Below are 25318 nucleotides of genomic sequence, written 5' to 3'. Positions count from 1 at the left end.
CCCCGCGGCCGACACGATGCAGACGTCCTCCCCACCCGCCGCCGACCAGACCCTAGGGTGCGCCGAAACGCCCCCTCACCTGTCAGGAGCACACCATGCCAACCGAGGTCGCCGACGGAGCGAGGACGCTCCGTACCGATCCCGACCGGCCCCCGGTCGCCGTCGTCGAACCACCCGGCATGTCGGGCAAGGAAAGGGCGGTCTTCGCCGTCATCGCGCTCGTCGCCGCGACGGGATTCGCGATCCTCGCCCTCTCCCGGGGCGAGCACGTCAACTCCATGTGGATCGTCCTCGCGGCGGTGGGCACCTACCTCATCGCCTACCGGTTCTACGCCCGTCTCATCGACGCGAAGATCCACCGACCCGACGACACCCGCATGACGCCGGCCGAGGAGTTCGACAACGGCAAGGACTTCATGCCGACCGACCGCCGGGTGCTCTACGGGCACCACTTCGCCGCGATCTCCGGCGCCGGGCCGCTCGTCGGTCCCGTCCTCGCCTCCCAGATGGGCTACCTGCCCGGCACGCTGTGGATCGTCTTCGGTGTCGTCCTCGCGGGCGCCGTGCAGGACTTCATGGTGCTGCACCTCTCCATCCGCCGCCGCGGCCGCACCCTCGGCCAGATGGCCCGTGACGAGCTCGGATCGGTCGGCGGCTGGGCGGCGATCCTCGGCGTCCTCACGATCATGGTCATCCTCATCGCCGTGCTCGGCATCGTCATGATCGGCGCCCTCGCCGAGAGCGCCTGGGCCGTGTGGGCCGTCGCGATGACGATCCCCATCGCCCTCTTCATGGGCGTCTACCTCCGATACCTGCGGCCGGGGCGTGTCTCCGAGGTGTCGGCGATCGGCGTCGTCCTCCTCCTCGCCGCGATCGTCAGCGGACGCTGGGTCTCCCAGAGCGACTGGGCGCACGTCTTCATCCTCGACAAGCCGACCCTCGCGATCTGCCTCGCCGTCTACGGGTTCGTCGCCGCAGTCCTGCCCGTGTGGATGCTCCTCGCGCCGCGTGACTACCTGTCGACGTTCATGAAGGTCGGCACGATCGTCATGCTCGCCCTCGCGATCCTCGTCGTGCGCCCCGAGCTGCAGATGCCGGCGGTGACGCACTTCGCGCACGACGGCACGGGCCCGGCGTTCGCGGGCAACCTCTTCCCGTTCCTCTTCATCACCATCGCATGCGGCGCCATCTCGGGGTTCCACGCCCTCATCGCCTCCGGCACGACGCCCAAGCTCATCGAGAAGGAGTCGCAGGCCCGCATGATCGGGTACGGCGGCATGCTCACCGAGAGCTTCGTCGCGATCATGGCCCTCGTCGCGGCGTGCATCATCGACCAGCACGTCTACTTCGCGATGAACGCCCCGCCCGGCCTCACCGGCGGCACGCCCGAGACGGCCGCGGCCTACACGAACGGCCTTCACCTCGTCTCCGGCGCGGGCACCCCGCTGCCTGACATCGACCCGGCGGTGTACGCCCAGGCGGCGAAGGACGTCGGCGAGAACTCGATCGTCTCCCGCACCGGCGGCGCGCCGACGCTCGCGTTCGGCATGTCCGAGGTCATGCACCGCACTCCGCTGCTCAACCTCGTCGGCGACAAGGCGTTCTGGTATCACTTCGCGATCCTCTTCGAGGCGCTGTTCATCCTCACGACGATCGACGCCGGCACTCGCGTCGCCCGGTTCATGCTCTCCGACGCGATCGGCAACGTCCGCGGCCTCCACGCGTTCAAGGACCCGAGCTGGCGCCCCGGCGCGTGGATCGCGACGACGATCATGGTGCTCGCGTGGGGCTCGATCCTCTACATGGGCGTCACCGACCCGCTCGGCGGCATCAACATGCTCTATCCGCTGTTCGGCATCGCCAACCAGCTCCTCGCCGTCATCGCGCTCTGCGTCGTCTTCGCCGTCACCGTCAAGCGGATCGGCCTGAGGTGGGCGTGGATCCCGGGCCTGCCGTTGGCGTTCGTCCTCCTCGTGACGATGGCCGCCTCATGGCAGAAGGTCTTCAGTACCAACCCGAAGATCGGGTACTGGACGATCCACGCGAAGGCCAAGGAGGCGCTCGCCTCCGGTGCCCAGACGTTCCAGACGGCGAAGTCGCCGGCGGAGATCGAGGCCGTCGTCCGCAACACCGCGGTCCAGGGGACGCTCTCGATCGTCTACGCCGTCCTCGTCCTCGTCGTCTTCGCGGCGGCCATGATCGTCGTCGCCCGCTGGCTCCGCGGCGTCGGCGCCCCGCCCGTCGAGCACGACGCCCCCGCGTCGCACATCTTCGCCCCGAGCGGGTTCGTCGCGACCCCGCTCGAGAAGCAGGTCCTCGCCGAGTGGCGGGAGGCGGGTCTCGACCCGGCCCCCGTGGCAGGTCGCCAGTGATGGCCGTGATCGCCCGGGTGTCGCACGCCTCCGCGTCGCAGGCCTGCGCGACGGGCGGCCGTTTCGGGGACGGCGCCGCGGCGCCCGGTCTCCTCGACCGCGCCCGCGGGGCCGCCCGCACCGTGCGGTGGTTCGTCCGTGGCGTGACCCGCGCCGACCGGTACGACCGGTACGTCGCGCACCTGCGCCGCACCCACCCGGACGCGCCGATCCCCACCGAACGCGAGTTCTGGCGGGAGCACTACGAGGAGATGGAGCGCAACCCCGCGACGCGGTGCTGCTGATCCCTCCACGACGGCCCGGGCCGATCCGTCGACCGCGGATCGGCCCGGGCCGTCCTCGTCGTGATGGCACGATGACGGGCGTGTCCACCCCCACCTCGACGACCGAGATCCAGCGACGGGTCCGGATCGTCCTCTGTTGCGCCCAGGTGGTCTCCTCCCTCGGCAACGGGTCGACCCTCGCGCTGGGGTCGATCCTCGCCGTCGAGCTCTCGGGCGACGAGGCCCTCGCCGGCACCGCGACGACGGCGCTCGGTCTCGGCGCCGCGCTTGCCGCCGTCCCGCTCGCCCGACTCGCCGCCGCGCGCGGCCGTCGGGTCGCGCTCGGCGCCGGCCTGCTCCTCGCCATCGCGGGCACGTTCGCGATGGTCGGGGCCGTCCTCGCCTCCTCCTACGCCCTCCTCGCGGTCGGGTCGCTCCTCGTCGGGGTCGCGACGGCCGTCAACCTCCAGGCGAGGTTCGCCGTCACCGACCTCGCCGAGCCGCAGCACCGGGGGCGCGACCTCTCCCTCGTCGTGTGGGCGATCACCGTCGGCGCGGTCCTCGGCCCGAACACCGGCCGCCCCGGCGCCGCCCTCGCGAACGTCCTCGGACTCCCCACGCACGCGGGCGCGTTCGTCATCTCCGCGGCAGGAATGGTCGTCGGCGGTACCGTCATCCTCCTGTTCCTCCGCCCCGACCCGCTCCTCGTCCGTCGCCGCCTCGACGACGCCCCACCGATGGCGAAGGGGGCCCACACGTGGGCCGCAGGGGCGCGCATCGTCGCCGCCCACCCCGTCGCGCTCGCCGCGGTCGTCGGCCTCGTCGGCGCCCACGCGACGATGGTCGGGGTGATGTCGATGACGCCGCTGCACATCGCCCATCACATGCACGACGCGGGCTCCCCCGACACCCTCGAGATCATCGGCATGACGATCTCCCTCCACATCGCCGGGATGTACGCCCTGTCACCCGTCATGGGCGTCCTCACCGACCGGTTCGGGGCCTACACCGTCACCGCGGGCGGGCTCGTCGGCACCCTCGCCGCTGCGCTCCTCGCCGGGTTCGGCTCCGCGCACCTGCCCGTCGTCACGGCGGCCCTCGTCCTCCTCGGCCTCGGCTGGTCGGCCGCTTCCGTCGCCGGCGCGACGATGCTCACGAGCGCGCTACCGCCCACGCAGCGGGTCGAGGCGCAGGGGTTCGGCGATGCGCTCGTCTCCCTCGTCGGCGCCCTCTCCGCGGCCCTCGCCGGCATCGTCATGGGACGGGTCGACTACCTCGGCGTCGGCATCGCCTACGGCGCCGTCACCGTCGGGGCGTTCCTCGTCCTCCTCGCGCTCGGACGTCGCACGGCCTCCCGCAGCGCGGTCACGGCCTCGTGACGCCCCGCCCGCGACCCTGACGCCGGGGTCGCGCGACTGCAGGTCCCCCGCGACCCCGTGCGCCCGATGACGTCCGGCCGATCACCCGCTCCGCTTCGTCCGTCCGCGGACAGTGCGAGTCCGGTCCCACGACGTGAGGATGACGGGACGATCCGCGCACTCCACCCGACCGGTCCCGAACGGAGGTGCGCCCGCCGTCTGGTGGCGGCACCCGACGCCGGGGGGCTAGGTTGAGACCCGGCCCCGCCCGTATCCCCCGGCGGTGCCGTGTCCGCCCACCTCGGTGGGCTCATCGACGGAGGTCCGAGGCGGTGCGCGCCACGACGACGGGCACTGCCCGACTGCAACACATCCCGGCCGGTCACGGTTATGCCCTCTCGGTGTCCCCGGGCGGCGTGCTGCGCCCCGACCCGCCCGTCCCCGGCGCTCCCGCAGGGCAGTGGTGGCCCCACCCCGCGCTCGAACCCGCATGGGTGCACGCCGCCGACGTCGACCTCGTCCACCTCCACTTCGGGTTCGAGCACCGCACCCCCGCACAGATGCGTGCCTGGGTCGAGGCGTTGCGGGCCGAGCGGATCGGCCTGGTCGTCACCGTCCACGACCTCGTCAACCCCCACCTCGGGCCCGACGCCCGGTACGACGAGCTGCTTTCGGTCGTCGTCCCCGCCGCCGACGCGGTGACGACCCTCACCCCCGGAGCCGCGCACGAGATCGCCCGCCGGTGGGGTCGGGAGTCCGTCGTCCACCCGCACCCGCACGTCGTCGACGAGGCCTACCTCGACGCGCCGCGGCCCGCGCACGACACGTGGGTCGTCGGCGTCCACGCGAAGTCGTTGCGGGCGTCCTTCGACGTCCCCACCCTCGTGCGGGCCCGCGACGCGGTCGCCGCCCTCGCCGACGCCGGCGCGCCCGTCTCCCTCCGCCTCCACGTCCACGAGGACGTCCTCGACCCCGCCCACCCACGACACGACCCCCGCCTGGCGCCACTGCTTGCCGCGCCGCACGTCGACGCCCGCATCCACGGCCCCCTCGACGACGACGCCCTGTGGGGCGACCTCCTCGACGTCGACCTCGCGCTCCTGCCCTACCGGTTCGGCACGCACTCGGGGTGGCTCGAGATGACGCACGACCTCGGCACCGACGTCCTCGTCTCCACCGCCGGGCACGCCTCCGAACAGCGCCCCGTGCGTACCTACGACCCCGTCTCCGCCTCCTCGATCGGCGTCGAGATCGCCCGCGCCCACCGCGACCACGGGACGGACATCCGGCCCGCCCGACCGGCCCGTGCCGCGCGCGTGCGGGAGCGGGAGGACGTGCGCGCCCTGCACGCCCGCCTCTACCGCGACGTGCGACTCCGTGTCTGCGGCGACGCCCCGGGAGGACCGCGATGAGGATCGGCTTCTACGTCCACCACCAGGGCGCCGGGCACCTCGCCCGCGCCGTCGCGATCGCCCGCGAGTGCACCGAGGATGTCGTGGGGTTCTCCACGCACCCCCGGCCCGAGGCCTGGCCGGGACACTGGGTCGACCTCCCCGACGACGCCGCTACCCCCGGTCCGGGATCCGACCCGACGGCGGGCGGCGTCCTCCACTGGGCGCCGATCGGCGACCACCCCTACCCCGCCCGCATGGCCCGCCTCGCCGCGGGCCTGCGCGAGGAGGGCGTCGACCTCCTCCTCGTCGACGTCTCGGTCGAGGTCACACTGCTCGCCCGTCTCCTCGGGGTGCCGGTCGTCGTCGCCGCGATGCGCGGCGACCGGAGCGACCTCCCCCACCGCCTCGCCCAGGACGTCGCCCACTGTCTCGTCGCCCCGTGGCCCGCCGCTCTGCCCGAGCCGGGCACGCCCGACCACGTCGCGGCGAAGACCGTCCACGTCGGCGGCATCTCCCGCTTCGACGACCGGATCGACGATCGCACCGCGGGCACCGACGGCCGCGACACCGACGCGCATCGTGACGCCGGGAGCCGCCGCGTCTTCGTCCTCTGGGGTCGTGGCGGGGGCGACGTGCCCGAGGAGCGATGGGCCGCGGCGGAAGCGGCGACGCCCGGGTGGACGTGGGTGTGGGGCGCCGCGCCGGAGGACGTGTGGGACGAGCTCCGCGCCGCCGACGTCGTCGTCGCTCACTCCGGACAGAACGCCGTCGCCGAGGTCGCCGCGGCCCGGCGTCCGGCCGTCGTCGTCGGACTCGACCGCCCGCACGGCGAGCAGGTCGCGACGATCGCCGCGCTCCGCGCCGGGGACCTCGCCGAGACCGTCGACGCCACCGGGGGTCTGCCCGACCTCGACTGGCCCGCGCTCCTCGAGCGTGCCGCGCGACGCGACCCTGCCGCCTGGGCACGCTGGACCGACGGCCACGGCGCGCGACGGGCCGCCGCCGTCCTCGAGGCGGCCGCCCGCGGGCGACGGGTCGCGGCGGGCACCGCCGTCGTCACCCTCGTCCACGGCCGCGGTGAGCACCTGCGCGGACTCGTCGCCGGTCTCGCGGCCGGAACCCACCTGCCGCAGGAGTTCGTCGTCGTCGCGATGGCCGACCCGAGCGTCCGCGAGATCGTCGAGGACGCTTGTGCGGGAACGGGACTGCGCCCCCGCGTCGTCGAGGTGGACGCCGAGCCCCTCGGACTCCCGCTCGCCCGCGCCCGCAACCTCGGCGCGGCCCGGGCGGCCGAACTCGGGTGCGACGTCCTCGTCTTCCTCGACGTCGACTGCATCCCGGCCCCCGGTCTCGTCGCGACCTACGCCGACGCCGTGCGCTCCCGAACGGAGGAGGAAGCGCCCGTCGTCTGGTCCGGCCCCGTCGCCTATCTCCCCCCGGTCGAGGAGACCGGCGCCGTCGACGGCCGCTACGACCTCGGGGCCCTGCCCACGCTCGCCGACCCGCACCCCGCCCGGCCCGCTCCGGCACCCGGCGAGGTCCTCCCCGCCGACGACCTGCGGCTCTTCTGGTCACTCTCGTTCGCGCTCACGAGCGCCCACTACCGCGCCCTCGGCGGGTTCTGCGAGGAGTACGTCGGCTACGGCGGCGAGGACACCGACGTCGCGATGCGCCTCGGCGAACTCGGCGGCGCCCTCCTGTGGCTCGGCGGTGCCGACGCGTACCACCAGTACCACCCGACGCAGCGCCCACCGGTGCAGCACCTCGACGACATCGTCCGCAATGCCAACCTCTTCGCCCGACGCTGGGGGCGTCACCCGATGGAGGGGTGGCTCGAGGCCTTCGCCGCGCAGGGACTCGCCCGCCTCGACGGGGACACGTGGGCGGTCACGGCACCGGAGGATCGACCGTGAGCACGCCGTCGTCCTCGCCACACACCACGACGTCCGCCTCACGACCGGTCGAGGTCCTCCACCTCGTGCCCGGTCCCGACCGCCACGGGGTGACGCGCCACGCCCTCGACCTCCTCGGACGGCCGGCCCTCGCCGACCACTCGGTGCGCCGGGTGGTCGAGGACGGACCCGCCGCGACGACGGACGACACCACCGCGCTGCTCGAGGCGGCCGTCGTCGACGCCGCGGAGGCGGGAAGGGGCGAGGACGCGCGGGCGCCGCACGTGCACCTCCACCTCACCGACCACCTCCTCGCCCCCACCGCGGGCGAGTGCGCCGAGATCTTCGTCGCCCTCGCGGCCCGGCACCCTGTGTCGCTCACCCTCCACGACCTCCCCCAGCCCGCCGACGGGCCGGGCCGGTACGAGCGCCGTCGCGCCGCGTACGCCCGCATGGCCGAGGCCTCCCGCGGCGTCGTCGTCGCGAGTGACCACGAACGCGCCCTGCTCACCACCGCCCTCGCCGAGGAGGGGCGCGCGGCCCCGCCGATCGTCGTCGTCCCCCTCCCCCTCGACCCGCCCGACCCTCGAGGGCCCGTCTCCCCCGCCGGCCCTCGGAGCCTCGCCGTCTTCGGCTGGCTCTACCCCGGCAAGGGCCACGCCGACGCCCTCGAGGCGCTCGCCACCCTCGGCGGGGACGCCGCCGACGTCGGCCTGGTCGCACTCGGCGAGGTCTCCCCCGGTCACGAGGACGAGGCGCACACCCTCCGCCGCCGGGCCCACGAGCTCGGGCGGACCGTCACCGTCACCGGGCACCTCCCCGACGACGCCGTCCGCGACGCGCTCCGCACCGCGTGGATCCCCGTCGCACCCCACCGCCACGTCTCGGCCTCGGGGTCGATCGGCTCCTGGCTGGCCGCGGGACGCCGCCCCCTCGTCCCCACCGGCACATACGTCGACGAGATCGAGTCCCGGTGTCCCGGCGCGTCGTTCCGGTACGGCCCGGGCACCGACCACCCCGACCTCGCTGCCGCGGCCCGCGCAGCGCTCGCCGACCCCTCGCTCACGTGGCTCGACCCCGGCGCCCGTCTCACCCCCGACGGCGACGGGGCCGCCGCCGCCCTCGCCCGCGCGGTGGAGGACTGGGCCGTCACCTCGACGACCGTCCCCACGACCCGCACGACGGGCCCGGCGCCGCCCATCCTCGATGGGGACACACCGTGATCGGCATCGTCGTCGTCCACTACGAGGACCCCGTGGGCCTGGACCGTGTCCTCGACACGATCGGGCCGCGGGAGGACGCGCGGGTCGTCGTCGCCGACGACGGCTCCACCGTGCCCCCGGCTCTCGACGACCGGCCGGGCGTCGACCTCGTCACCCAGGCGGATCTCGGCTTCCGCGCCGCCGCCGCCCGCAACCTCGGCGCCCGCCATCTCCTCGCCCGGGCCGGGGAGACCGGGGAGTCGCTGTCGGCGGTCCTCTTCCTCGACGGTGACACGATGCCCACCCCCGGGTACGTCGACCGCCTCGCCCGCGAGGTCGAGGAACTCGCCGCCGACGCCCCGCACGGGCGCGTCCTCGCGGTCGGCCGTCGCCGCTACGCCGACCTCGACGGCCTCGACGACGCCGCGGTGCAGCGGTTCCTCGCCGACCCCGACCCCACGCGGATCCTGCCCGACACGACGTGGCTCGAGGAGGGGTACGCGGCGACGTCGGACCTCCGCGACGCCGACGACCGCAGCTACCGCTTCGTCATCAGTGCCGTCCTCGCCGTGACTCCCGCCCTCCTCGAGGCGACGGGCGGCTTCGACGAGTCGTTCGTCGGATACGGCGGGGAGGACTGGGAATTTGCGCAACGTGCGTGGCTCGCGGGCGCCGACCTCCGTCACGTCCCCGACGCCGTCGCCTGGCACGACGGCCCCGACGCCGCGGGGCGCGACGAGGAGACGGCCGACGCCGGCGCAGGCCCCACGACGACACAGGCGTACTCACGCAAGCTCGCCGAGACCCTCCGGCTCGCCGCGACGATCACCGAACCCGGCGCGCGCGACCCCCACCTCCTCTGGGAATATCCGGACGTCGTCGTGACGTTCCACGATGGGGGTCTCCGCCCCGCCGACGTGCTCCTCACGTGCGCCGACCTCCTCCGTGGCACCGACGCACGGGTGTGGCTGGACGACGGGAGGATCCTCACGGACGGGCTCTGGCCCGGCTCCGATCCCCGCGTCCGCCTTGGTCCACCACCGCCCGCCGCGCTCGCCCGGGCACGGTTCCGGGTCGACGTCGACGCCCCGATCCGCCTCACGAGCACACTCGCCGCCGCGTGTGAGAGCGCCACACCCGGCACCCCCGTGCATCGACCCGGCCTCCGCGTGATCCGCACCCGCGACCACGCGTGCGGGGTACCGATGCCGGCGCCGACCCCGTGCGACACCGTCCGCACCGCCCGCCCCGACGCCTCCCTCGAGGCCGAATGGGGATGGCGGTCGGCCACCACCCTGCCGGTGGCGACGGACGGGTGGGCTCCGACGAGCCTCCCGACCGCCGACCCCTGCCCGACGAAGGAGCGACGATGACCGCGCAGACGACCGACCAGGCCCTCACCGAGCACCTCGGCCCCCGTCTCACCGGATCCGCGCTCACGACGCTGGCCGACCTGCTCCGCGTCGGGCGGCCCGTCGAGGTCGTCGACGTCGGCGCGAGCCCCCTCGTCGGCGAACCGCCCGCCTACGCCGGGCTGCTCGAGGCCGGCCTCGCCCGGGTCACCGGGTTCGAACCCGACGAGGAGTCCCTCGCGGAGCTCCGACAGGCCGACGACGAGCACTCCCGCCACCTGCCGCACGCCGTCGGCGACGGTGGCCGCCACACCCTCCACGTGTGCGCCGCGGGCGGGTTCTCCTCGCTGCTCGCCCCCGACACGCGCCAGCTCGCCGTCCTCACCGACTTCCCGCGCCTCGCCGAGGTCACCGACCGCGTCGAGGTCGACACCGTCCGCCTCGACGACACAGAGGTCGAGCGCGCCGACCTCCTCGCCCTCGACATCCAGGGCGGTGAGCCCGCCGTCCTCGACGGCACTCCCCGCGTCCTCGCCACGGTGTTCGCCGTGCAGGTCGAGGTCGGGTTCCACCGGCTCTACGAGAACGGCCCGACGCTCGCCGACGTCGACACCCGTCTGCGGGCGGCCGGATTCGTCCCGCACACGTTCGTCACGACGCGCACGTGGCCGCTCTCCCCCGTCGCGTGGGACGACCCCCTCCAGGGCCACGCCCGCCACCTCGTCGAGGCCGACCTCCTCTACGTCCGCGACCTCGCGCACCTCGCCGAGCTCTCCGACGACATGCTCCGCGCGGGCGCCCTCGTCGCGTGCGGCGCCTACGGCGCGATGGGCGTCGGCCTCGTGTGCGTCCGTGAGCTCGCCCACCGGGGCGCGCTGCCGACGGACGCCGAACACCGCTTCCACGACCTCGTCACCGAGACGCTCGGTCTCCGCGGCACGTCGAACGACGGTGCACCGAGCGGCGACACGGACGGAGGTGGCCGGTGAGGCTCACCGTCGTCGGCCCCAACTGGCACCCCCTGGGCGAGCCGTACGCGGGCGGCATGGAGGCGATCGTCGCCGCGACCGTCGCGGGCCTGCGTCGCCGCGGCCACATCGTCCGTCTCTACGCCGCGGAGGGCACGCCCCGCGATCTCGCCGACGAGCTCGTGACGTACCCGGGGCCGCCGTCACTCAGCGACACCGCGCTGCTCAACCCCCACCTGCCCGAGCCACGGTTCCTTGCCGACCACCACGCGTTCACCGCCGGGGTCACCGACCTCTTGCGGCGCACCGACGTCGACCTCGTCCTCAACCACAGCCTCCACCACCTGCCGCTCGCGTTCAGCCCGCTCATGCCGGCGCCGATGGTAACGACCCTCCACACCCCGCCGCTGCCGTGGATGGAGCACGGCGCCTCCCTCGCGGCCCCAGACTGCCGGTACGTCGCGGTGAGCCACGCGATGGCCCGGCAGTGGACGACCCTGCACGACGTCGACGTCATCCCCAACGGCGTCGACGAGACCCTCTTCCGGCCCGGCCCCGGCAGCGGGGACCTCGTCTGGGTCGGGCGCATCACCCCCGAGAAGGGGCTCCCCCTCGCCGTGCGCGCGGCCCGACTCGCCGGGCGGCGGCTCTCGATCATCGGCCCGGTGAGCGACGCCGTGCACTTCCGACACGACGTCGAACCGCTCCTCGGCGGTGGGATCCGCTACCTCGGGCACCTCTCGCACCCGCAGATCCGCGAAGTCCTCGCCCACAGCGGCGCCTGCCTCGTCACACCCCGCTGGGACGAACCGTTCGGCATGGTCGCCGCCGAGGCGATGATGTGCGCGACACCCGTCGTCGCCCTCGCACGCGGCGGGCTCCCCGAGGTCATCGGTCGCCGCGGCGGCATCGCCGTGCACGACCCCGGGCCGGCGGGTGACCCCGGCGCGGCCCTCGCGGCCGTCGTGGCCGACGCCCTCCTCCTCGACCGCGCCTCCGTGCGCGCCGACGCCGTCGAGCGACTGTCGTTCACGGCGATGCTCGATGCCTACGAGGACCTCTTCGCCGAGATGGTGCAGGCCCGAGCCGCCGACCGCGCCCCCGACCACGCCCCCGATCGCAGTGGACGCTCGCGGCGCGGACGCACGGCCGTCATGTGAGGCCGACGCGCCGCGCGCGCCGACGTCCGACCGGTATCACCCGCCGCGGCGGGTGATACCGGGGCACCTCACAGGTCGAGGTAGTTCTCCAGGCCGACGGTGAGGCCGGGCCGCGAGACGACCCCGCGCACGCCCGTGAGGACGCCCGGCATGAAGCTCACGCGGTCGTAGGAGTCGTGCCGTATCGTCAGACTCTCCCCCTCGGCGCCGAAGAGCACCTCCTGGTGGGCGACGAGCCCGCGCATCCGCACGGCGTGCGTGCGGATCCCCTCGATCTGCGCACCACGTGCGCCGTCGGGGTCGTGCTCCGTCGCGTCCGGCACCGGGCCGAGACCCGCGTCGGCGCGTGCCGCGGCGATCATCCGGGCGGTGTTCGCCGCCGTGCCCGAGGGTGCGTCGACCTTGCGCGGGTGGTGCAGCTCGACGATCTCGACGGACTCGTAGAACCGGGCCGCCTCCTGCGCGAACCGCATCATGAGCACGGCACCCAACGCGAAGTTCGGCGCGACGAGGACGCCGACCTCGGGGTGTTCCAGGAGGTCGCGTCGCACGGCGTCGAGCCGCTCCTGCGTCCATCCCGTCGTGCCGACGACGACGTGCACGCCGCGTGAGATGCAGTGGGCGACGTTGCCCGGCGAGGCGTCCGGCACCGTGAAGTCGACGGCCACCTGGGCGCCGCCGAGGTCGCCGAGGTCGTCCCCGTCGTCGATGCGCGCGACGAGCTCCATGTCGTCGGCGCCCTCCACGGCGTCGCACACCGTACTGCCCATGCGTCCGGCCGCCCCGATGACGGCCACGCGGATCGTGTCCATGTCGTCCTCGCTCTCCTCGTCCCGGCCCCGCGTCGGGCGTCCGGGGATCCGTCCTGGGATCCTTCTCGATCTTCCCCCGTCGCGGGATCGCCCGGTCCGCCGGGTCCGTCGACACGCGAGATCGACGGACGAGATCGATGCGCACGGTCGACGGGGCGCCCGTGGTCGCGCACCGCAGCCCCAGGGCCAGCGGCGACGTCCGCCGGAGGACACGACCTCGGTGGCTCCTGGACGGTCACGGCTCGATGACGATCGGCACCTGTCGCTGACCGTGGGCCCGCGGACCCCTTAGCATGGGGACCCCCAAGCCCGCCCCAGGTTGGTGACCATGGCTGCCGTGATTTCCGAAACATCATCGAATCCCGTTGCACTCGAACGGTTCCGACGTGACCTAGGCGAACTGTGGAACGACGTCGCGCCGCTCTGCCACAGCACTGAAGACCCCGCGGAGCTCGTCGCGGCCCTCCACGCCCAGGACGGCACCGTTCATCGGGCCCTGCCCGACCTCGAGGCACTCCTCGCCGGGTGGCGCCACTACGACACGACGAGTCGGGCGATCCTCACCGGCGCTGTCACGTACGTCACCGAGACGACCCCCACACGCGACGGGGCCGTGGCCGGGGCCGGGGAGACGGTGGGCGGGCACGACGGCGAGGTCGTCGTCGACGCGGCGATCCGCGCGATCCTCCGCCGGCGCTGATTGCGCGTTCACGCGACTCCTGCGTTCCTCCCGCCGTCCCTGACGCCCCGTCCGTACGGCCGAGCACTCCCTCGCCCGCTCTCCCATGCCGGACCGACGACCCGAGATGCCGCGAATGTGCGCGTCCCTGCCGGGCGGACGAAGATGACAGGGTGAGTCCCGACGGCGCACCGGCGCCGGACGGGCCGGCGCGTCCGCGCGCCGACGACGAAGGAGGTCACGGGTGTCCGACTGTCTCGTCCGCGAGGTGCGTCTCGTCGACGTCGAACCGGGCGGGTCGACCCGTCGCCGGCGCCCGTCGGCCGGCGAAGCGGACGATGGGGAGGCGCTCTTTGTCGATCTGCGCATCCAGGGTGGGGCCGTCGCCGAGGTCGGCCCGGGACTCCGCCGCCGCACCGGTGAGACCGTCCACGAGGGCGGCGGCCGGTGGGCGATCCCCGGGTTGTGGGACGCGCACGTCCACCTCGGACAGTGGGCGGCGACGTCGACGCGCCTCGACGTGTCGAGTGCCCGCGACGTCGGGGAGGTCCAGGCGATCGTCGGCGCCGAACTCGCTGCGCTGCCCGGTGATGCCCGCGACACGATCTGCGGCTTCGGGTACCGCACGGCCACGTGGACGCAGCAGCCCACGGTGGCGGCCCTCGATGCCCTCACCGACGCGGTGCCCGTCGTCCTGGTGAGCGGCGACTGCCATTCGGGATGGCTCAACACCCCCGCCCTCCAGCTTCTCGGCCTGCCCGTCCGGGAGGGCGTCGTCGCGGAGAAGGAGTGGTTCGACGCGTTCCCCCTCCTGGAGGAACGCCTGCCCGGCCTTCGCGCCCGGGCCTTCACCGGCTATCGCACCGTCGTCGCCGACGCGGCGCGACGGGGCGTCACCGGCATCGTCGACCTCGAGTTCGAGCGGGGCGTCGACCTGTGGCCCGACCGGTTCTCCCGCGGCGGCATCGACGCGTTGCGCATCCGAATCGGGACGTACGCCGACGGACTGGACGACGTCCTCCACGCCGGCCTGCGCACCGGGGATCCGGTGGGAGACGGCGGAGGCCTCCTCACGATGGGGCCGCTCAAGATCATCTCGGACGGCTCGCTCAACACGCGGACCGCCCACTGCTGCGAGCCGTACGCCGACGCCTCCACCCTCGAACACCCCTGCGGGATGCGGAACCTCGCCGTCGACGACCTGCGGCAGCTGCTGGAGGTCGCGCGCGGCCGCGGTCTCGAGGTGGCGCTCCACGCGATCGGCGACGCGGCCGTGCGAGACGCCCTCGACGTGTTCCAGTCCACCGGGGCCCGCGGGTCGATCGAGCACGCCCAGCTCATGCGGCGGGCCGACATCCCCCGCCTCGCCCGCCTCGGCGTCACTGCGAGCGTGCAGCCGGCGCACCTGTGGGACGACCGCGACGTCGCCACCCACTGCTGGCCCGACCGCGCGGACCGCTGCTTCCCGTTCCGGAGCATCCTCGAGGCGGGCGGCCGCCTCGCGCTCGGCTCCGACGCGCCCGTCTCGCCGCTCGACCCGTGGCTCGCGATGGCCGCGGCCGTCCACCGCAGCGCCGACGACCGGGAGCCGTGGTTCGCCGACGAATCCCTGACGGTCGCAGAGGCACTCGCGTGCAGCCTCGACGGGCAGGGCACGCTCCGCGTCGGCTCCCGGGGGGATGTCGTCCTCCTCGACACCGACCCTCTCGCGATGCCGGACGACACCGCCGAGGCCGCTGCCGTCCTGCGCGAGATGCCCGTGGCCGCGACGATCCTCGCGGGACGCCTCACCCACGGTTGACCGGGAGCCCTCGCGCCGTCCCGCGAGGCGTCAGGCGGTCGTGAACAGTTCGTGACGGATCGCGCCGTCGTCGACGCCGGCCGCGGCGAGTTCGCCGCGGACGAGGCGGACGAGATCGGCAGGGCCGCAGAGGAACCACTCGTCCACGAGGTCGGGGCGGACGAGGGTGCCGAGGATCGCGTGCAGCTTCTCGGCGTCGAGGCGTCCGGTGTGCAGCGGAGCGGGCCGTGGCTCGCGGGACAGGACGTGGTGGAGCGCGAGGCGCGTGGGATACCGGTCCTTGAGGTCGGCGAGGTCGTCGGCGAACATCACGTCCTCAGACGTCCGGTTGACGTAGACGAGGACGATGTGCGCGTCCGGGTCGTCCTCGAGGACCGACCGCACGATCGGGACGACCGGGGTGATGCCGGACCCGGCGGCCACCGCGACGTAGCGCGACGGGCCGGGCCGTTCGCCGGGCGTCGCGCCAGGAGTGGCGGCGGCCGGGGCGGGAGGGGCCGACGGGGTCGCTCCGCGTGCACTGCGTCGGGCGGTGAACGTGCCGGTGGGGCTCATCACGTCGACGACCTGCCCGGGGCGGAGGTTCTCGTGGGCCCACGTGGAGAAGAGGCCGCCGGGGCCGCGCTTGATGCCGAGGTGGAGTTCACCGGGCGTGGGTGGGGCGCACAGTGAGTAGCTGCGGCGGACCTCCTGCCCGTCGATATCGGCGCGGACGGTGACGTACTGCCCACTCGTGTGGGTGAATTCGCGGGCGAGCTCGTCGGGGACGGCGAGGACGACCTCGACGGCGTCCTTCGTCAGGGGCCGCACGGCGACGACGGTGAGCGGGTGGAACCGGGGCCGGGGCCGAGGGGCGGTCAGCGGCACGGGGGCACCTCGCGGGTCCAGGTCGCCGCGGCGGCGTCGGGGAGATGGGTGGCCTGCGCGGCGACGTCGGCGGCGGTCGTGATCGCGGCGGAGGGGACGACCCACACCGAGACCCCGTCCTGCCGCGGCGCATAGAGGGCTCGGGCGTGACGCAGCGCGGTCGCGTCATCGGGGGCGTGCACCGACCCGGCGTGGACGTGCGACAGGCTGCGCGGCACCCGGACGAAGACCTCCCACAACGGCCACACGGGCTCGGGGGCGGCCGCGCCGGCCACGTCTGCGGTGTGGGACATCTCCTCGGACATCGTCGCCTTTCGTCTCGGGAGGCCCATCGGGCATCGGATCGGGAGCGGACGCCGCAGGGCCGACGGCCTCGCGGTTCGTCCGATCCCGGCGGCGGCTCGTGCCGAGCGCCAGGGGTTCGGCCGCGGTCTCGGCCGGAGACGGTCGTCCCGGGATCGGGAGGTGCCAGTCTACGAGTGGGCGGCCACCGCCAGGACGACCCCGCCGAGGCCCTCGTCGGGCCCGGCGGGGCGGGGTCGTCGTGGTGGTCCGCCGTGACCGTCGCGCCTGTCGTGCCCGTCGTGCGCGTCGTGCGCGTCGTGCCCGTCGTGGATCGTGGCACCTCATCGGTGGCCCGAGCCGGACTGCCGGGGACGGGCGTCGTCGACCGTCGAGGAACGGAGGCAGCAGGCCGGGGGCCCGGGCCCTCAGCGGCCGGGCGGGGGAACGGTCATGCCGCGCTCCTCCATCACCGTGCGGAGTCGGCCGGGATAGTCGGTGATGATCCCGTCGACGCCGGCGTCGATCTGGGCCTTCATCGCCTCGGGGTCGTTGACCGTCCAGGGGACCACCGTGAGCCCGGCGGCGTGGGCGCGGTCCACGAAGGCCTTGTCGGCGACGAGGCGGAAGTCGGCGTCGCCGGGGCGCCGCCCGTAGGGCAGGGAGTACCCGGGTGAGAGGACGTCGGCGTCGACCTTCTTCGCGGCGGCGACGATGTCGCCCTTCACCGACTCGACGCTCACCCCGGCCGTCCACGGCGAATCGGCGAGCCAGGTCGTCTCGTCCCAGAGCAGGGCGGTGGGGATCGCGGGGTTCTTCTTCTTGACGAGCGGCAGGGAGCGCCAGTCGAAGGACTGGATGGAGACCCGGTCGGCGACGTGTGCCGCGTCGACCTCGGCGAGGATCACGTCGACGAAGTCCTCCGGCGTCGCGGACTTCTCGGGTTCGGCGGCCTCGATCTTCGTCTCGATGTTGTATCGGGCCTTCGAGCCCAGCCGGTCGGTGAGGGCGAAGACGTCGCGGAGGCGGGCAATCTTGTTGCCCGGCACGCTCTGGGCGTCGGGGAACTCCTTGAGCGTCTTGCTGCAGTCGAGCGTGCGCAGCTGCGCCCACGTGAGGTCGTGGACGAGCTTGCCGACGTAGGGGTACTGCCGGTCTCCCGGGGTCGCGGGCCCGGTGTCGGAGCACTTCGTCTCGAGGACGGTCGGGTCGTGCCAGACGGCGGGCACGCCGTCCTTGGTGAGGACCACGTCGAGTTCGAGGGTCGTCACACCGAGGCGGATGCTCTTCTCGAACCCGGCCAGGGACTCCTCGGTCGTCTCACCGCGGCCGCCTCGATGGGCCTGGAGATCGAACTCCGCGGCGGAGGACGTCGCGGAGGGGGAACCTGCGGCCGGGTCCGTGGGGGCGTCACCGGGGGTGGACGGGGCGCCGGAGCAGCCGGACACTGCGAGGGCGAGGGGTGCGGCACACCACAGGAGGGAGCGGGACACGCGCATGGTGACGACCTTTCGTCGGCGGGGCGCCGCCGGGTGCGGCGCCGCGGGCGTCAGTCTCGACGGTGTCCGCGCCGCCCCGTCGGTGTCGCCGGTGACAGCAGGTAACGACCCCGTCACCGGCCCCGTCACCGGCCCCGGCATCCCCTGCGGGACCTCTGAGACACTGGCGCCATGACCTCGTCCGCGCTGCTCACCGCCGCGGTGGTGGTGACGGCCGCGGCCCTGCTCGTCGCGGTCGGATGCGCCCTGGCGTGGCGTCGTGAGCGCGCGCTGGTCGCCCTCGCGCACCGCGAGGCGCAGGAGGCGCGAGAGCTGCTCGCCGCGCGCCTCGAACGTCCGAGTGTGTTCTCCCACGAGGTGCGCACCCCTCTCGCCCTCGTCAAGGGCGCGGCGGAACTGCTCGCCGAGGAGACGCCGGGCCCGCTCACGGACATGCAACGCGAGTTCGTCACGACGATCACGTCGAACGCCGATCAGGCCATCGGGATGGCGGAGAACATGCTCACCGAGGCGCGCCTCTCCGACCGTCTCTTCCGCCTGGACCTGAGCCGGGTCGACCTGCGACAGACGGCCCAGGACACCGTCCAGCAGCTGCGCCGCATCCACGACACCCCGATCCGCCTCGCGGGCGCCGGACGCCCCGTCCTCGTCGACGGGGACCCCGGCCTGCTGCGGCAGGCGCTCGTCAACGTCGTCACGAACGCCGTACGCCACGCCGGCCCCGGCGCGACCGTCCACGTCGAGGTCGGGGACCACGAGGGGCAGGCCGTCGTCGCCGTCCACGACGACGGCGCGGGGATGACCGAGGAGGAACGTGCCTCGATGTTCGAACCGTTCGCCGTGGGAGCGAGCCCACGCTCGGGAACCGGGCTCGGGATGATGATCACCGAGTCGATCCTCGAGGAGCACCACGGCCGGGTCCTCGTCGACACGGTGAGCGGACACGGCACGACCGTCTTCGTCACCCTCCCCTGCAGGCGCCCCGACGCCCGCGGCGGGAACGACGCCGAGGTCCGCGAGGAGACGCGTCGATGACCGAGATGCCCGGAGAACCGACACCGGTTGCGCTCGTCGTCGACGACGAACGCCAGATGGTCGCGATCGTCGAGTTCGCTTTGCAGACACAGGGTTTCGACTGCGTCACGGCAGGGAGCGCAGAGGCGGCCTGGCACGTCCTCACGTCCCGACACGTCGACCTCGTCGTGCTCGACCGCATGCTCCCGGGAGCGAGTGGCGAGGACCTCTGCCGACGCATCCGGAGCGTCTCGGATGTGCCGGTCCTCATGCTCACGGCCAAGGGCACCGAGAACGACCGCGTGGACGGGTTCCTCGCCGGTGCCGACGACTACGTCACGAAACCGTTCTCGCCGCGGGAACTCGCGCTTCGCGCCCAGGCCCTTCTCCGTCGGACCCGTTCCCGGGCGCAGACCGAGGCGCTCCGCAACGGTCCTCTCGTCGTCGACGTCCCGGCACGCACCGCGACGTGGGAGGGGCGGGCGCTGCGCCTCAGCGACGTCGAGCAACGCCTCCTCACCGTGCTGGCCCGGCATGCGGGTTCCGTCGTCACGTGGCGTGACCTCCTCAACGAGGTCTGGTTCACCGCGGAGACGGCGGGCGGGCGCGACATGATCAAGACGACGGTGTACCGCCTCCGGCAACACCTCGGTTCGGGTGGGGAGAGACTCATCGTCACCGTCCGCGGCACCGGCTACCTCATGCCACGGCTCGACGAGGAACGTCCGTGAGCCAGGAGGGAGGCATCCGGCGACGGCGACGGGGACGCGCTCGAGGGAGGGGCACCCGCGGTACTCGACGGCGCCTGCACCCCCGGGGTGTGCTCGCCGCCTGCCTGTGCGCGGGACTCCTCGGCTGGAGCGGGACGACCGTGGCGGGCGTCCACCGCGAAGAGTCCCTCTCGGTCGTGTGCTCCTCCGTCGAGGACCTGTGCCGTGGGTGGGCCGAGGAGTTCACCCGCCGGACGGGCATCCCCGTCTCGACCGTACGACTCTCCTCCCGGGAGGCCCTCGCGCGCCTCGACCGAGGTGAGGCCGTGGACGTCGACGTGTGGCACGGCGGGCCCGCCGAGCTCTACGTGCTCGCCGCGCAGCGGGGCCTGCTCGCCCCCCACGACGTCCGCGACGCCGCCGCGATTCCTGCTGCGGACCGCGCCTCGGACGGTGCGTGGACAGGGGTCTACCACGGCAACCTCGGTTTCTGCTCGGATCCCGAGGCCCTCGCCTCCCTCGGTCTCGCGCCCCCGCAGTCGTGGGAGGACCTCCTCGACCCCCGCCTGCACGGCCGCGTGTCGATGCCGAACCCGGGCACCTCCGGGACCGGCACGACCGTCGTGGGCGTCCAGGTCCGCCGAATGGTTGACGCGGATGCGGCGGTCAGGTGGTTGCGGCGTCTCGACCGGGCGGTGCTCCAGTACACCCGTTCCGGCATGGCACCGGCCGGAGTGGTGGCGCGGGGCGAGGCCGCCGTCGCCGTGACGTTCACGCAGCACTGCGTTCGACAGGTGAACGCGGGTCGGCGGCTCGTCGTCACCTACCCGCGCGAAGGGACGGGCGCGGAGGTGGGGGCCGTCGCCCGGATCCGCACCGCGCGTCACCCGGAGTGGGCCGCGGCCTACGTCGATTTCGCGGCCTCCCGGGCGGGGCAGGACGTCGGTCGCACCGAGAACGTGCCCCAACTCCCGACCCGCAGCGACATCCCCGTCGATCCGCGTCTGCTGCTGCCCGACGGCGTCCCTCTCCTCGTCACCTCGACGACCGACGCCGCGGCCACGGAATCGGTCGTCGCCCGTTTCGCGGAACAGGTGCGACCGTGACTCCCACCGCCCGGCGTGCCACCCTCGACCGACCGCGCCGACCGCGCCGACGACTCGGCAGGCCTCGCACCGGGACCCCACGCCCATCGCTCCACGTCGCGGGTGCCGTCCTCCTCCTGCTGGGGGCGGGGCTCGCGCTCTCCGCCGGTGCGGCCGGTGCCGGGGACGCGGCGTCCTTCACACCGTCGCCGGGTGGTGTCGTCCTGCGGAACACCACGGTCGTCGCGGCCACGACCGCCGTCGTCACCACGCTCGGCGCGTGGGCCGCAGCACACGCGCGCGTCCACCACACCTACCGAGGGCGTGGCCTCGCCCATGCCTTGTGCCTCGCGCCACTACTCCTCCCTCCCCCGACGATCGCGCTCGCCCTCCTCGCACTGGCGGGGCGCAACGGCCTCCTCACCCGCCACCTCGGGCTCGCCCCGCTCGCCTACGGCGCGCCGGGTCTCGTCGTCGCCGCCGCCCTCTCGGCCTTCCCCTACGCCTATCTCGTCCTCCTCCACGGCATCTCGCGCCAGGATCCCCGCGTCTTCGAGGCCGCCGCGGATCTCGGCGCGGGACGGGGTGTCCTCGCCTGCCGGGAGCTCGAGGCACTCCGCCCCCCTCTCGCCGTCGCGGCGCTCCTCGTCGTCGCGCACACGATCGCCGACCTCGCCGACCCCCTCGTGCTGGGCGGCGGCTACGTCGTCGTCGCGACGCGGCTCTTCGAAGCCGCCACCGCGGAGAACGACCTCACCGAGGCCGTCACGCACGGCGTCTCGCTCACCCTCGCATGCATCCTCGTCGCGCTCGTCGTCCGGCACATCGGCGGAAGGTCGCATCCGGTGGCCGCGGGGACGCCATGGCGCCGCACGGTCGCCCGCGGGCCAGGAGCTCTCGCCGTCGTCGCCGTCCAAGGGACCGTCGCCGCGGCGGTGGCGTCCGCCGGGATCGTCGTCCTCCTCGGCGCCGTGGGCGCCCTCGACCCCGGCGGCCCCACGTTCGACGCCCTTCGCGCGGTGACCACCGGGCCGTTCCGGGTCGCTCTCGCCGACACCGTGCTCGCCGCCCTCCTCGCCACCGCGCTCGCGCTCCCCCTCGGCGTCCTCGTCGGCGGCCGCATCGCGACCGGCCGCGCGCCTCTCGCCGCCGGCGTCACCGCTGCGATGCAGGCCGTGCCTCCGCTGGTGTACGGCCTCGTCGCCTGGGTCGTCCTCACCTCCACCGCCGGGCCGCTCGTGCACGCGGCACCGCCCGGCGTCGCCGTCGGTGAGGCACAGACGTGGCTGCTGCTCGTCGCCGTCCTCACGACGGCGTCGTTCCCGGCGACGGCGGCGACGGTGGCCGACGCATCGCGTCGCCTCCCCCGCGCTCCCGCGCAGGCGGCCCTCACGCTCGGCGCCGACGCCGCCGACGTGCGCCGTGACCTCGTCCTGCCCGCGCTGCGCCCCGTCCTCGGTGCCGAGTTGGGGACGACCTTCGCCCGCTCGGCCACCGCGCTCTCGCCGGTCGCACTCCTCTCGACCACCCGCACGCCTCTCCTCCCCGTCGACCTCGTCACCGCTGCCGAGAACGGCCGGGTCTCCGAGGCCTGCGCCATGGCGACCGTGCTCGGTCTGCTCGTCGCCGTCGTTGTCATGGTCTCGTCGGGCGGGCGACGGACCGAGGGCCCGGCCGCGGGCGAGGACGCTCCCGGCGTCGCCGGTCTGCAATCCAGGTGGTGGGGCCGATGACCGGGCACGTGCGCGTCACGGGCCTCCAGGTGCGGCACCCGGACACGGCCTCGCCCGCCCTCACCGAGATCGACCTCGACCTCCCCGGTGACGCCCTCGTCGCCGTCGTCGGCCCCTCGGGGTCGGGCAAGACGACGCTCCTGCGGACGCTGGCGGGTCTCGACACCCCGGATGCAGGCTCGCTGATCGTCGACGGCGCCGACGTCACCCACCTCCCACCCGGCCGACGACCGACGGCGATGGTCTTCCAGGGCGAGGCGCTCTTCGCCGAACGCACCGTCGCGGAGAACGTCGAGTACGGACTGCTCCTCCACGGGGTCGCCGAACGGGAACGCCGCGAGCGCGTCGACGTCGCGATCCTCCAGTTCGGACTCACGGCCGTCGCCGACCACCTGCCGCACCGGCTCTCCGGCGGGCAGGCGCGCCGGGTCGCGCTCGCCCGCGCCTGGGTGCTGCGCCCCTCGGTCCTCCTCCTCGACGAGCCCCTCGCCGGACTCGAGGCCGGGCTGCGACGCCGACTCCTCGACCTCGTCGTCCGCACCCGGCGCCGCCTCGGCGGCACGGTCGTCCACGTCACCCACGACCTCGGTGAGGCCCTCTCCACGGCCGACCTCGTCGTCGTGCTCCGTGCCGGTCGGGTCCATCAGGTCGGCACGCCCGAGGAGATCTATACCCACCCCACCGACGCCTTCGTCGCGGACTTCACCGGGCCGGCAGGGCTCCTCGGCGTCGACGTGCTCCCGCTCCTCCCGGACGACCCGCCGAACCATGCACACATCCGGCTCTGGGGCACCGACCACGTCGTCCCGGCCCACCCCGTCGCCCGTCGCGACATCGTCACCGGCCTCTCCGAGTCCCCCGGCACCCTTCCCACAGGGGCGGCCCGTCCACGACACGGCACCCTCCTCGTCCGCCCCCACGCCGTCCGCCTCACCCGACTGTCCCCCACCCGTGTACGCCGCGACGTCCGCGGACCCGTCGCCCTCGTGCAGGACGCGCGCTACCTCGGCGAACGGTGGGAGTACGTCCTCGAGACCGACGCAGGCGTCGCCCTCGCCACGGGGTCCGTCACCTCCCCCCTGCGGATCGACGACCACGTCCGCCTCGACCTCGCGGCCGACGGGACGTGGCTCCTGCCCCCCGAGGAAGGGATACGCCGGGAACTCGGAGGCGGGGCGGAACGGTAACGCGGTTGTCACCGCCCGTCACCGACGCCCCCTGCCCGACGACCGCTCGAGGCGCCACCGTGGGGGGCGGCGGCGGAGCCGACCCGGCCCGCCGCGACCTGCACCGACGTCCCTCGGAAGTGACACATGAGCACCACGGCGCCCGCCTCCGGGCACAGCGACACCCGATCGCGGAGCTGGCTCTCCGCTCCGCGCCCCGCACCGCGCCTGCCCCAGGACCAGGTCGAGGCGCGCTACCCGCGCCTGCGCTTCCAGGTCTTCATGGGCATCTTCATCGGCTATGCGGGCTTTTACCTCATCCGCAACAACATCCCCCTGATTGCGAAGATCCTCCTCGACGAGGGGCACATCGACAAGGCAGGCATCGGCCTCATCGCGAACTCCGCGCTGGTCGCCTACGGGCTCGGCAAGTTCTTCATGGCGATGATGTCCGACCGGTCCAACGCCCGGTACTTCCTCCCCATCGGCCTCGCCCTCTCGGCCGTCGCCAACCTCGTCGTCGCGTTCGTGCCCGCCGTCTCCGGCAGCCTCGCGATGTTCGCGATCGTCATGTTCGTCAACGGCTGGTTCCAGGGCATGGGCTGGCCGCCGTGCGGTCGCGTCCTCGTCCACTGGTTCTCCACCAACGAGCGCGGCTGGAAGACGTCGATCTGGAACACGGCCCACAACGTCGGCGGCATGGCCGTCGGTGCCGCGGCCGCCGTAGGGCTCTCCATGACGGGTGGGCAGTGGCAGTCCGCCTTCTGGTTCCCCGCCGTCATCGCTCTCGGCGTCGCCGCCCTCGCCCTGTGGCTCATCCGCGACACCCCCGAGTCCGTCGGTCTCCCGCCCATCGAGGAGTACCGCGACGACCCGGCCAAGGTCGACGCCGACGCGAGCGAGCTCGAGACGATGAGCACGTGGGAACTCGTCCGCACCCACATCCTCACGAACCGGGCGATGGTGCTCCTCGCCTTCGCGAACGTCTTCGTCTACACCCTCCGATACGGCGTGCTCACGTGGGCGCCGACCTACCTCTCCGAGGTGCACCACGCGTCCGTCACCGAGGGCATCGCGGGCTTCTCCCTGTTCGAACTCGCCGGGATCTTCGGCACGCTCGCCTGCGGCTGGGTCTCGGACAAGGTCTTCCGCGGCAACCGCTCCCGCACCGGTGTGACGTTCATGGCGGGCGTCGCCCTCTTCGTCGTGCTCTACTGGCTCGCCCCCGTCGGCACGCCGTACTGGCTGCTCATGGTGTACCTGTTCTTCATCGGCGCGTTCATCTACGGACCGGTCATGCTCATCGGCCTCCAGGCCCTCGACATGTCGGCCAAGCACGTCGCCGGCACCGCCGCCGGGTTCACCGGCCTGTTCGGCTACGTCCTCGGCGCGACGATGGCCTCGTCCGGTGTGGGGTTCGTCGCCCAGCACTACGGCTGGAACCTCACGTTCGGCCTGCTCACCGCCTTCACGATCGTCGCGATCGTGCTGCTCGCGATGGTCGGCCCGGAGGAGAGGCGCCTCATGGAGGAGCACCGTCGCCGGGCCGACGCCCGGCGCTGAGCGTCACCACCGCGCGCCCCTTCGACGGCCCCGTCGTGTCCTGCACACGGCGGGGCCGTCGGCGTCGGCGACGCCCCTGTGTCGGCGGAGGTGCGGGACCGGGGATGCGGCGACGGCGCGGACGCGGGCAACACACCGGCGACATG

The 25318-nt window shown here is 73.8% G+C and carries 21 protein-coding genes; 17 read left to right on the top strand and 4 right to left on the bottom strand.

Annotated features, from left to right (window positions below):
* Positions 1 to 95: 95 nt before the first annotated feature.
* The 9 genes from MOPEL_RS02445 to MOPEL_RS02400 all read left to right on the top strand — a co-directional run bounded on the left by MOPEL_RS02445 (position 96) and on the right by MOPEL_RS02400 (position 11961).
* Positions 96 to 2372, top strand: coding sequence for a carbon starvation CstA family protein (locus MOPEL_RS02445; protein ID WP_009481266.1), 2277 nt, complete (start codon positions 96 to 98; stop codon positions 2370 to 2372).
* Complete coding sequence (locus MOPEL_RS02440; protein ID WP_009481265.1) at positions 2372 to 2656, top strand: YbdD/YjiX family protein; 285 nt, start codon at positions 2372 to 2374, stop codon at positions 2654 to 2656. The genes MOPEL_RS02445 and MOPEL_RS02440 overlap by 1 nt, the downstream gene beginning before the upstream one ends.
* Positions 2657 to 2727: 71 nt before the next feature.
* The gene (locus tag MOPEL_RS02435; protein ID WP_040632412.1) at positions 2728 to 4014 is read left to right on the top strand and encodes an MFS transporter; all 1287 of its coding nucleotides are present in this window, start codon (positions 2728 to 2730) and stop codon (positions 4012 to 4014) included.
* A gap of 311 nt (positions 4015 to 4325) precedes the next feature.
* On the top strand, positions 4326 to 5405 hold the full coding sequence (locus MOPEL_RS17005; protein ID WP_009481263.1) for a nucleotidyl transferase family protein: 1080 nt from the start codon (positions 4326 to 4328) through the stop codon (positions 5403 to 5405).
* A complete protein-coding gene (locus MOPEL_RS18280) occupies positions 5402 to 7300 on the top strand; it encodes a glycosyltransferase family 2 protein (protein WP_009481262.1) in 1899 nt (632 codons plus the stop codon). Before MOPEL_RS17005 ends, MOPEL_RS18280 begins: the two co-directional genes overlap by 4 nt.
* Positions 7297 to 8502 carry a glycosyltransferase family protein gene (locus MOPEL_RS15635; RefSeq protein WP_009481261.1) on the top strand — a complete coding sequence of 402 codons (1206 nt, stop codon included), beginning with the start codon at positions 7297 to 7299 and terminating at the stop codon, positions 8500 to 8502. Before MOPEL_RS18280 ends, MOPEL_RS15635 begins: the two co-directional genes overlap by 4 nt.
* Positions 8499 to 9854, top strand: coding sequence for a galactosyltransferase-related protein (locus tag MOPEL_RS15630; RefSeq protein WP_009481260.1), 1356 nt, complete (start codon positions 8499 to 8501; stop codon positions 9852 to 9854). Before MOPEL_RS15635 ends, MOPEL_RS15630 begins: the two co-directional genes overlap by 4 nt.
* Positions 9851 to 10822: an FkbM family methyltransferase gene (locus tag MOPEL_RS02405; protein WP_009481259.1), complete on the top strand. Its 972-nt coding sequence runs from the start codon at positions 9851 to 9853 to the stop codon at positions 10820 to 10822. The genes MOPEL_RS15630 and MOPEL_RS02405 overlap by 4 nt, the downstream gene beginning before the upstream one ends.
* Positions 10819 to 11961 (top strand): glycosyltransferase, encoded by a 1143-nt coding sequence (locus tag MOPEL_RS02400; RefSeq protein ID WP_009481258.1) that lies wholly within the window; start codon positions 10819 to 10821, stop codon positions 11959 to 11961. Before MOPEL_RS02405 ends, MOPEL_RS02400 begins: the two co-directional genes overlap by 4 nt.
* A gap of 68 nt (positions 11962 to 12029) precedes the next feature.
* On the opposite strand, the gene dapB is transcribed toward MOPEL_RS02400, so the two are convergent.
* On the bottom strand, positions 12030 to 12773 hold the full coding sequence (gene dapB / locus MOPEL_RS02395; protein ID WP_009481257.1) for a 4-hydroxy-tetrahydrodipicolinate reductase: 744 nt from the start codon (positions 12771 to 12773) through the stop codon (positions 12030 to 12032).
* 328 nt (positions 12774 to 13101) lie between these two features.
* Here dapB and MOPEL_RS02390 point away from each other — a divergent pair, with 328 nt between their 5' ends.
* Both MOPEL_RS02390 and MOPEL_RS02385 read left to right on the top strand, forming a co-directional pair.
* Entirely contained in the window at positions 13102 to 13473 is a 372-nt protein-coding gene (locus MOPEL_RS02390) for a hypothetical protein (RefSeq protein ID WP_009481256.1), read from the top strand.
* Positions 13474 to 13696: 223 nt separating this feature from the next.
* Positions 13697 to 15253 (top strand): amidohydrolase, encoded by a 1557-nt coding sequence (locus MOPEL_RS02385; protein ID WP_009481255.1) that lies wholly within the window; start codon positions 13697 to 13699, stop codon positions 15251 to 15253.
* Between the two features lie 30 nt (positions 15254 to 15283).
* Here MOPEL_RS02385 and MOPEL_RS02380 read toward each other — a convergent pair whose 3' ends face one another.
* From MOPEL_RS02380 to MOPEL_RS02370, 3 genes are all read right to left on the bottom strand, one after another.
* Positions 15284 to 16120 (bottom strand): FAD-binding oxidoreductase, encoded by an 837-nt coding sequence (locus MOPEL_RS02380; protein WP_009481254.1) that lies wholly within the window; start codon positions 16118 to 16120, stop codon positions 15284 to 15286.
* Positions 16111 to 16413 carry a hypothetical protein gene (locus tag MOPEL_RS02375; RefSeq protein WP_217994496.1) on the bottom strand — a complete coding sequence of 101 codons (303 nt, stop codon included), beginning with the start codon at positions 16411 to 16413 and terminating at the stop codon, positions 16111 to 16113. The genes MOPEL_RS02380 and MOPEL_RS02375 overlap by 10 nt, the downstream gene beginning before the upstream one ends.
* Before the next feature lie 417 nt (positions 16414 to 16830).
* The gene (locus tag MOPEL_RS02370; protein WP_009481252.1) at positions 16831 to 17901 is read right to left on the bottom strand and encodes a glycerophosphodiester phosphodiesterase; all 1071 of its coding nucleotides are present in this window, start codon (positions 17899 to 17901) and stop codon (positions 16831 to 16833) included.
* Between the two features lie 171 nt (positions 17902 to 18072).
* Here MOPEL_RS02370 and MOPEL_RS02365 point away from each other — a divergent pair, with 171 nt between their 5' ends.
* The 6 genes from MOPEL_RS02365 (at position 18073) to MOPEL_RS02340 (ending at position 25172) form a co-directional block, all read left to right on the top strand.
* On the top strand, positions 18073 to 18936 hold the full coding sequence (locus MOPEL_RS02365; RefSeq protein WP_009481251.1) for a sensor histidine kinase: 864 nt from the start codon (positions 18073 to 18075) through the stop codon (positions 18934 to 18936).
* Positions 18933 to 19646, top strand: coding sequence for a response regulator transcription factor (locus MOPEL_RS02360; protein WP_009481250.1), 714 nt, complete (start codon positions 18933 to 18935; stop codon positions 19644 to 19646). Before MOPEL_RS02365 ends, MOPEL_RS02360 begins: the two co-directional genes overlap by 4 nt.
* Positions 19647 to 19735: 89 nt before the next feature.
* On the top strand, positions 19736 to 20731 hold the full coding sequence (locus tag MOPEL_RS02355) for an extracellular solute-binding protein (RefSeq protein WP_009481249.1): 996 nt from the start codon (positions 19736 to 19738) through the stop codon (positions 20729 to 20731).
* A complete protein-coding gene (locus tag MOPEL_RS02350; protein WP_009481248.1) occupies positions 20728 to 22443 on the top strand; it encodes an ABC transporter permease in 1716 nt (571 codons plus the stop codon). Before MOPEL_RS02355 ends, MOPEL_RS02350 begins: the two co-directional genes overlap by 4 nt.
* Positions 22440 to 23630 carry an ABC transporter ATP-binding protein gene (locus tag MOPEL_RS02345; RefSeq protein ID WP_009481247.1) on the top strand — a complete coding sequence of 397 codons (1191 nt, stop codon included), beginning with the start codon at positions 22440 to 22442 and terminating at the stop codon, positions 23628 to 23630. Before MOPEL_RS02350 ends, MOPEL_RS02345 begins: the two co-directional genes overlap by 4 nt.
* 126 nt (positions 23631 to 23756) lie before the next feature.
* Complete coding sequence (locus tag MOPEL_RS02340; protein WP_009481246.1) at positions 23757 to 25172, top strand: MFS transporter; 1416 nt, start codon at positions 23757 to 23759, stop codon at positions 25170 to 25172.
* Positions 25173 to 25318: the final 146 nt, after the last annotated feature.

The organism is Mobilicoccus pelagius NBRC 104925 (assembly GCF_000247995.1).
GTDB lineage: Bacteria > Actinomycetota > Actinomycetes > Actinomycetales > Dermatophilaceae > Mobilicoccus > Mobilicoccus pelagius.
This window is presented reverse-complemented; position numbering and strand designations above follow the sequence as displayed.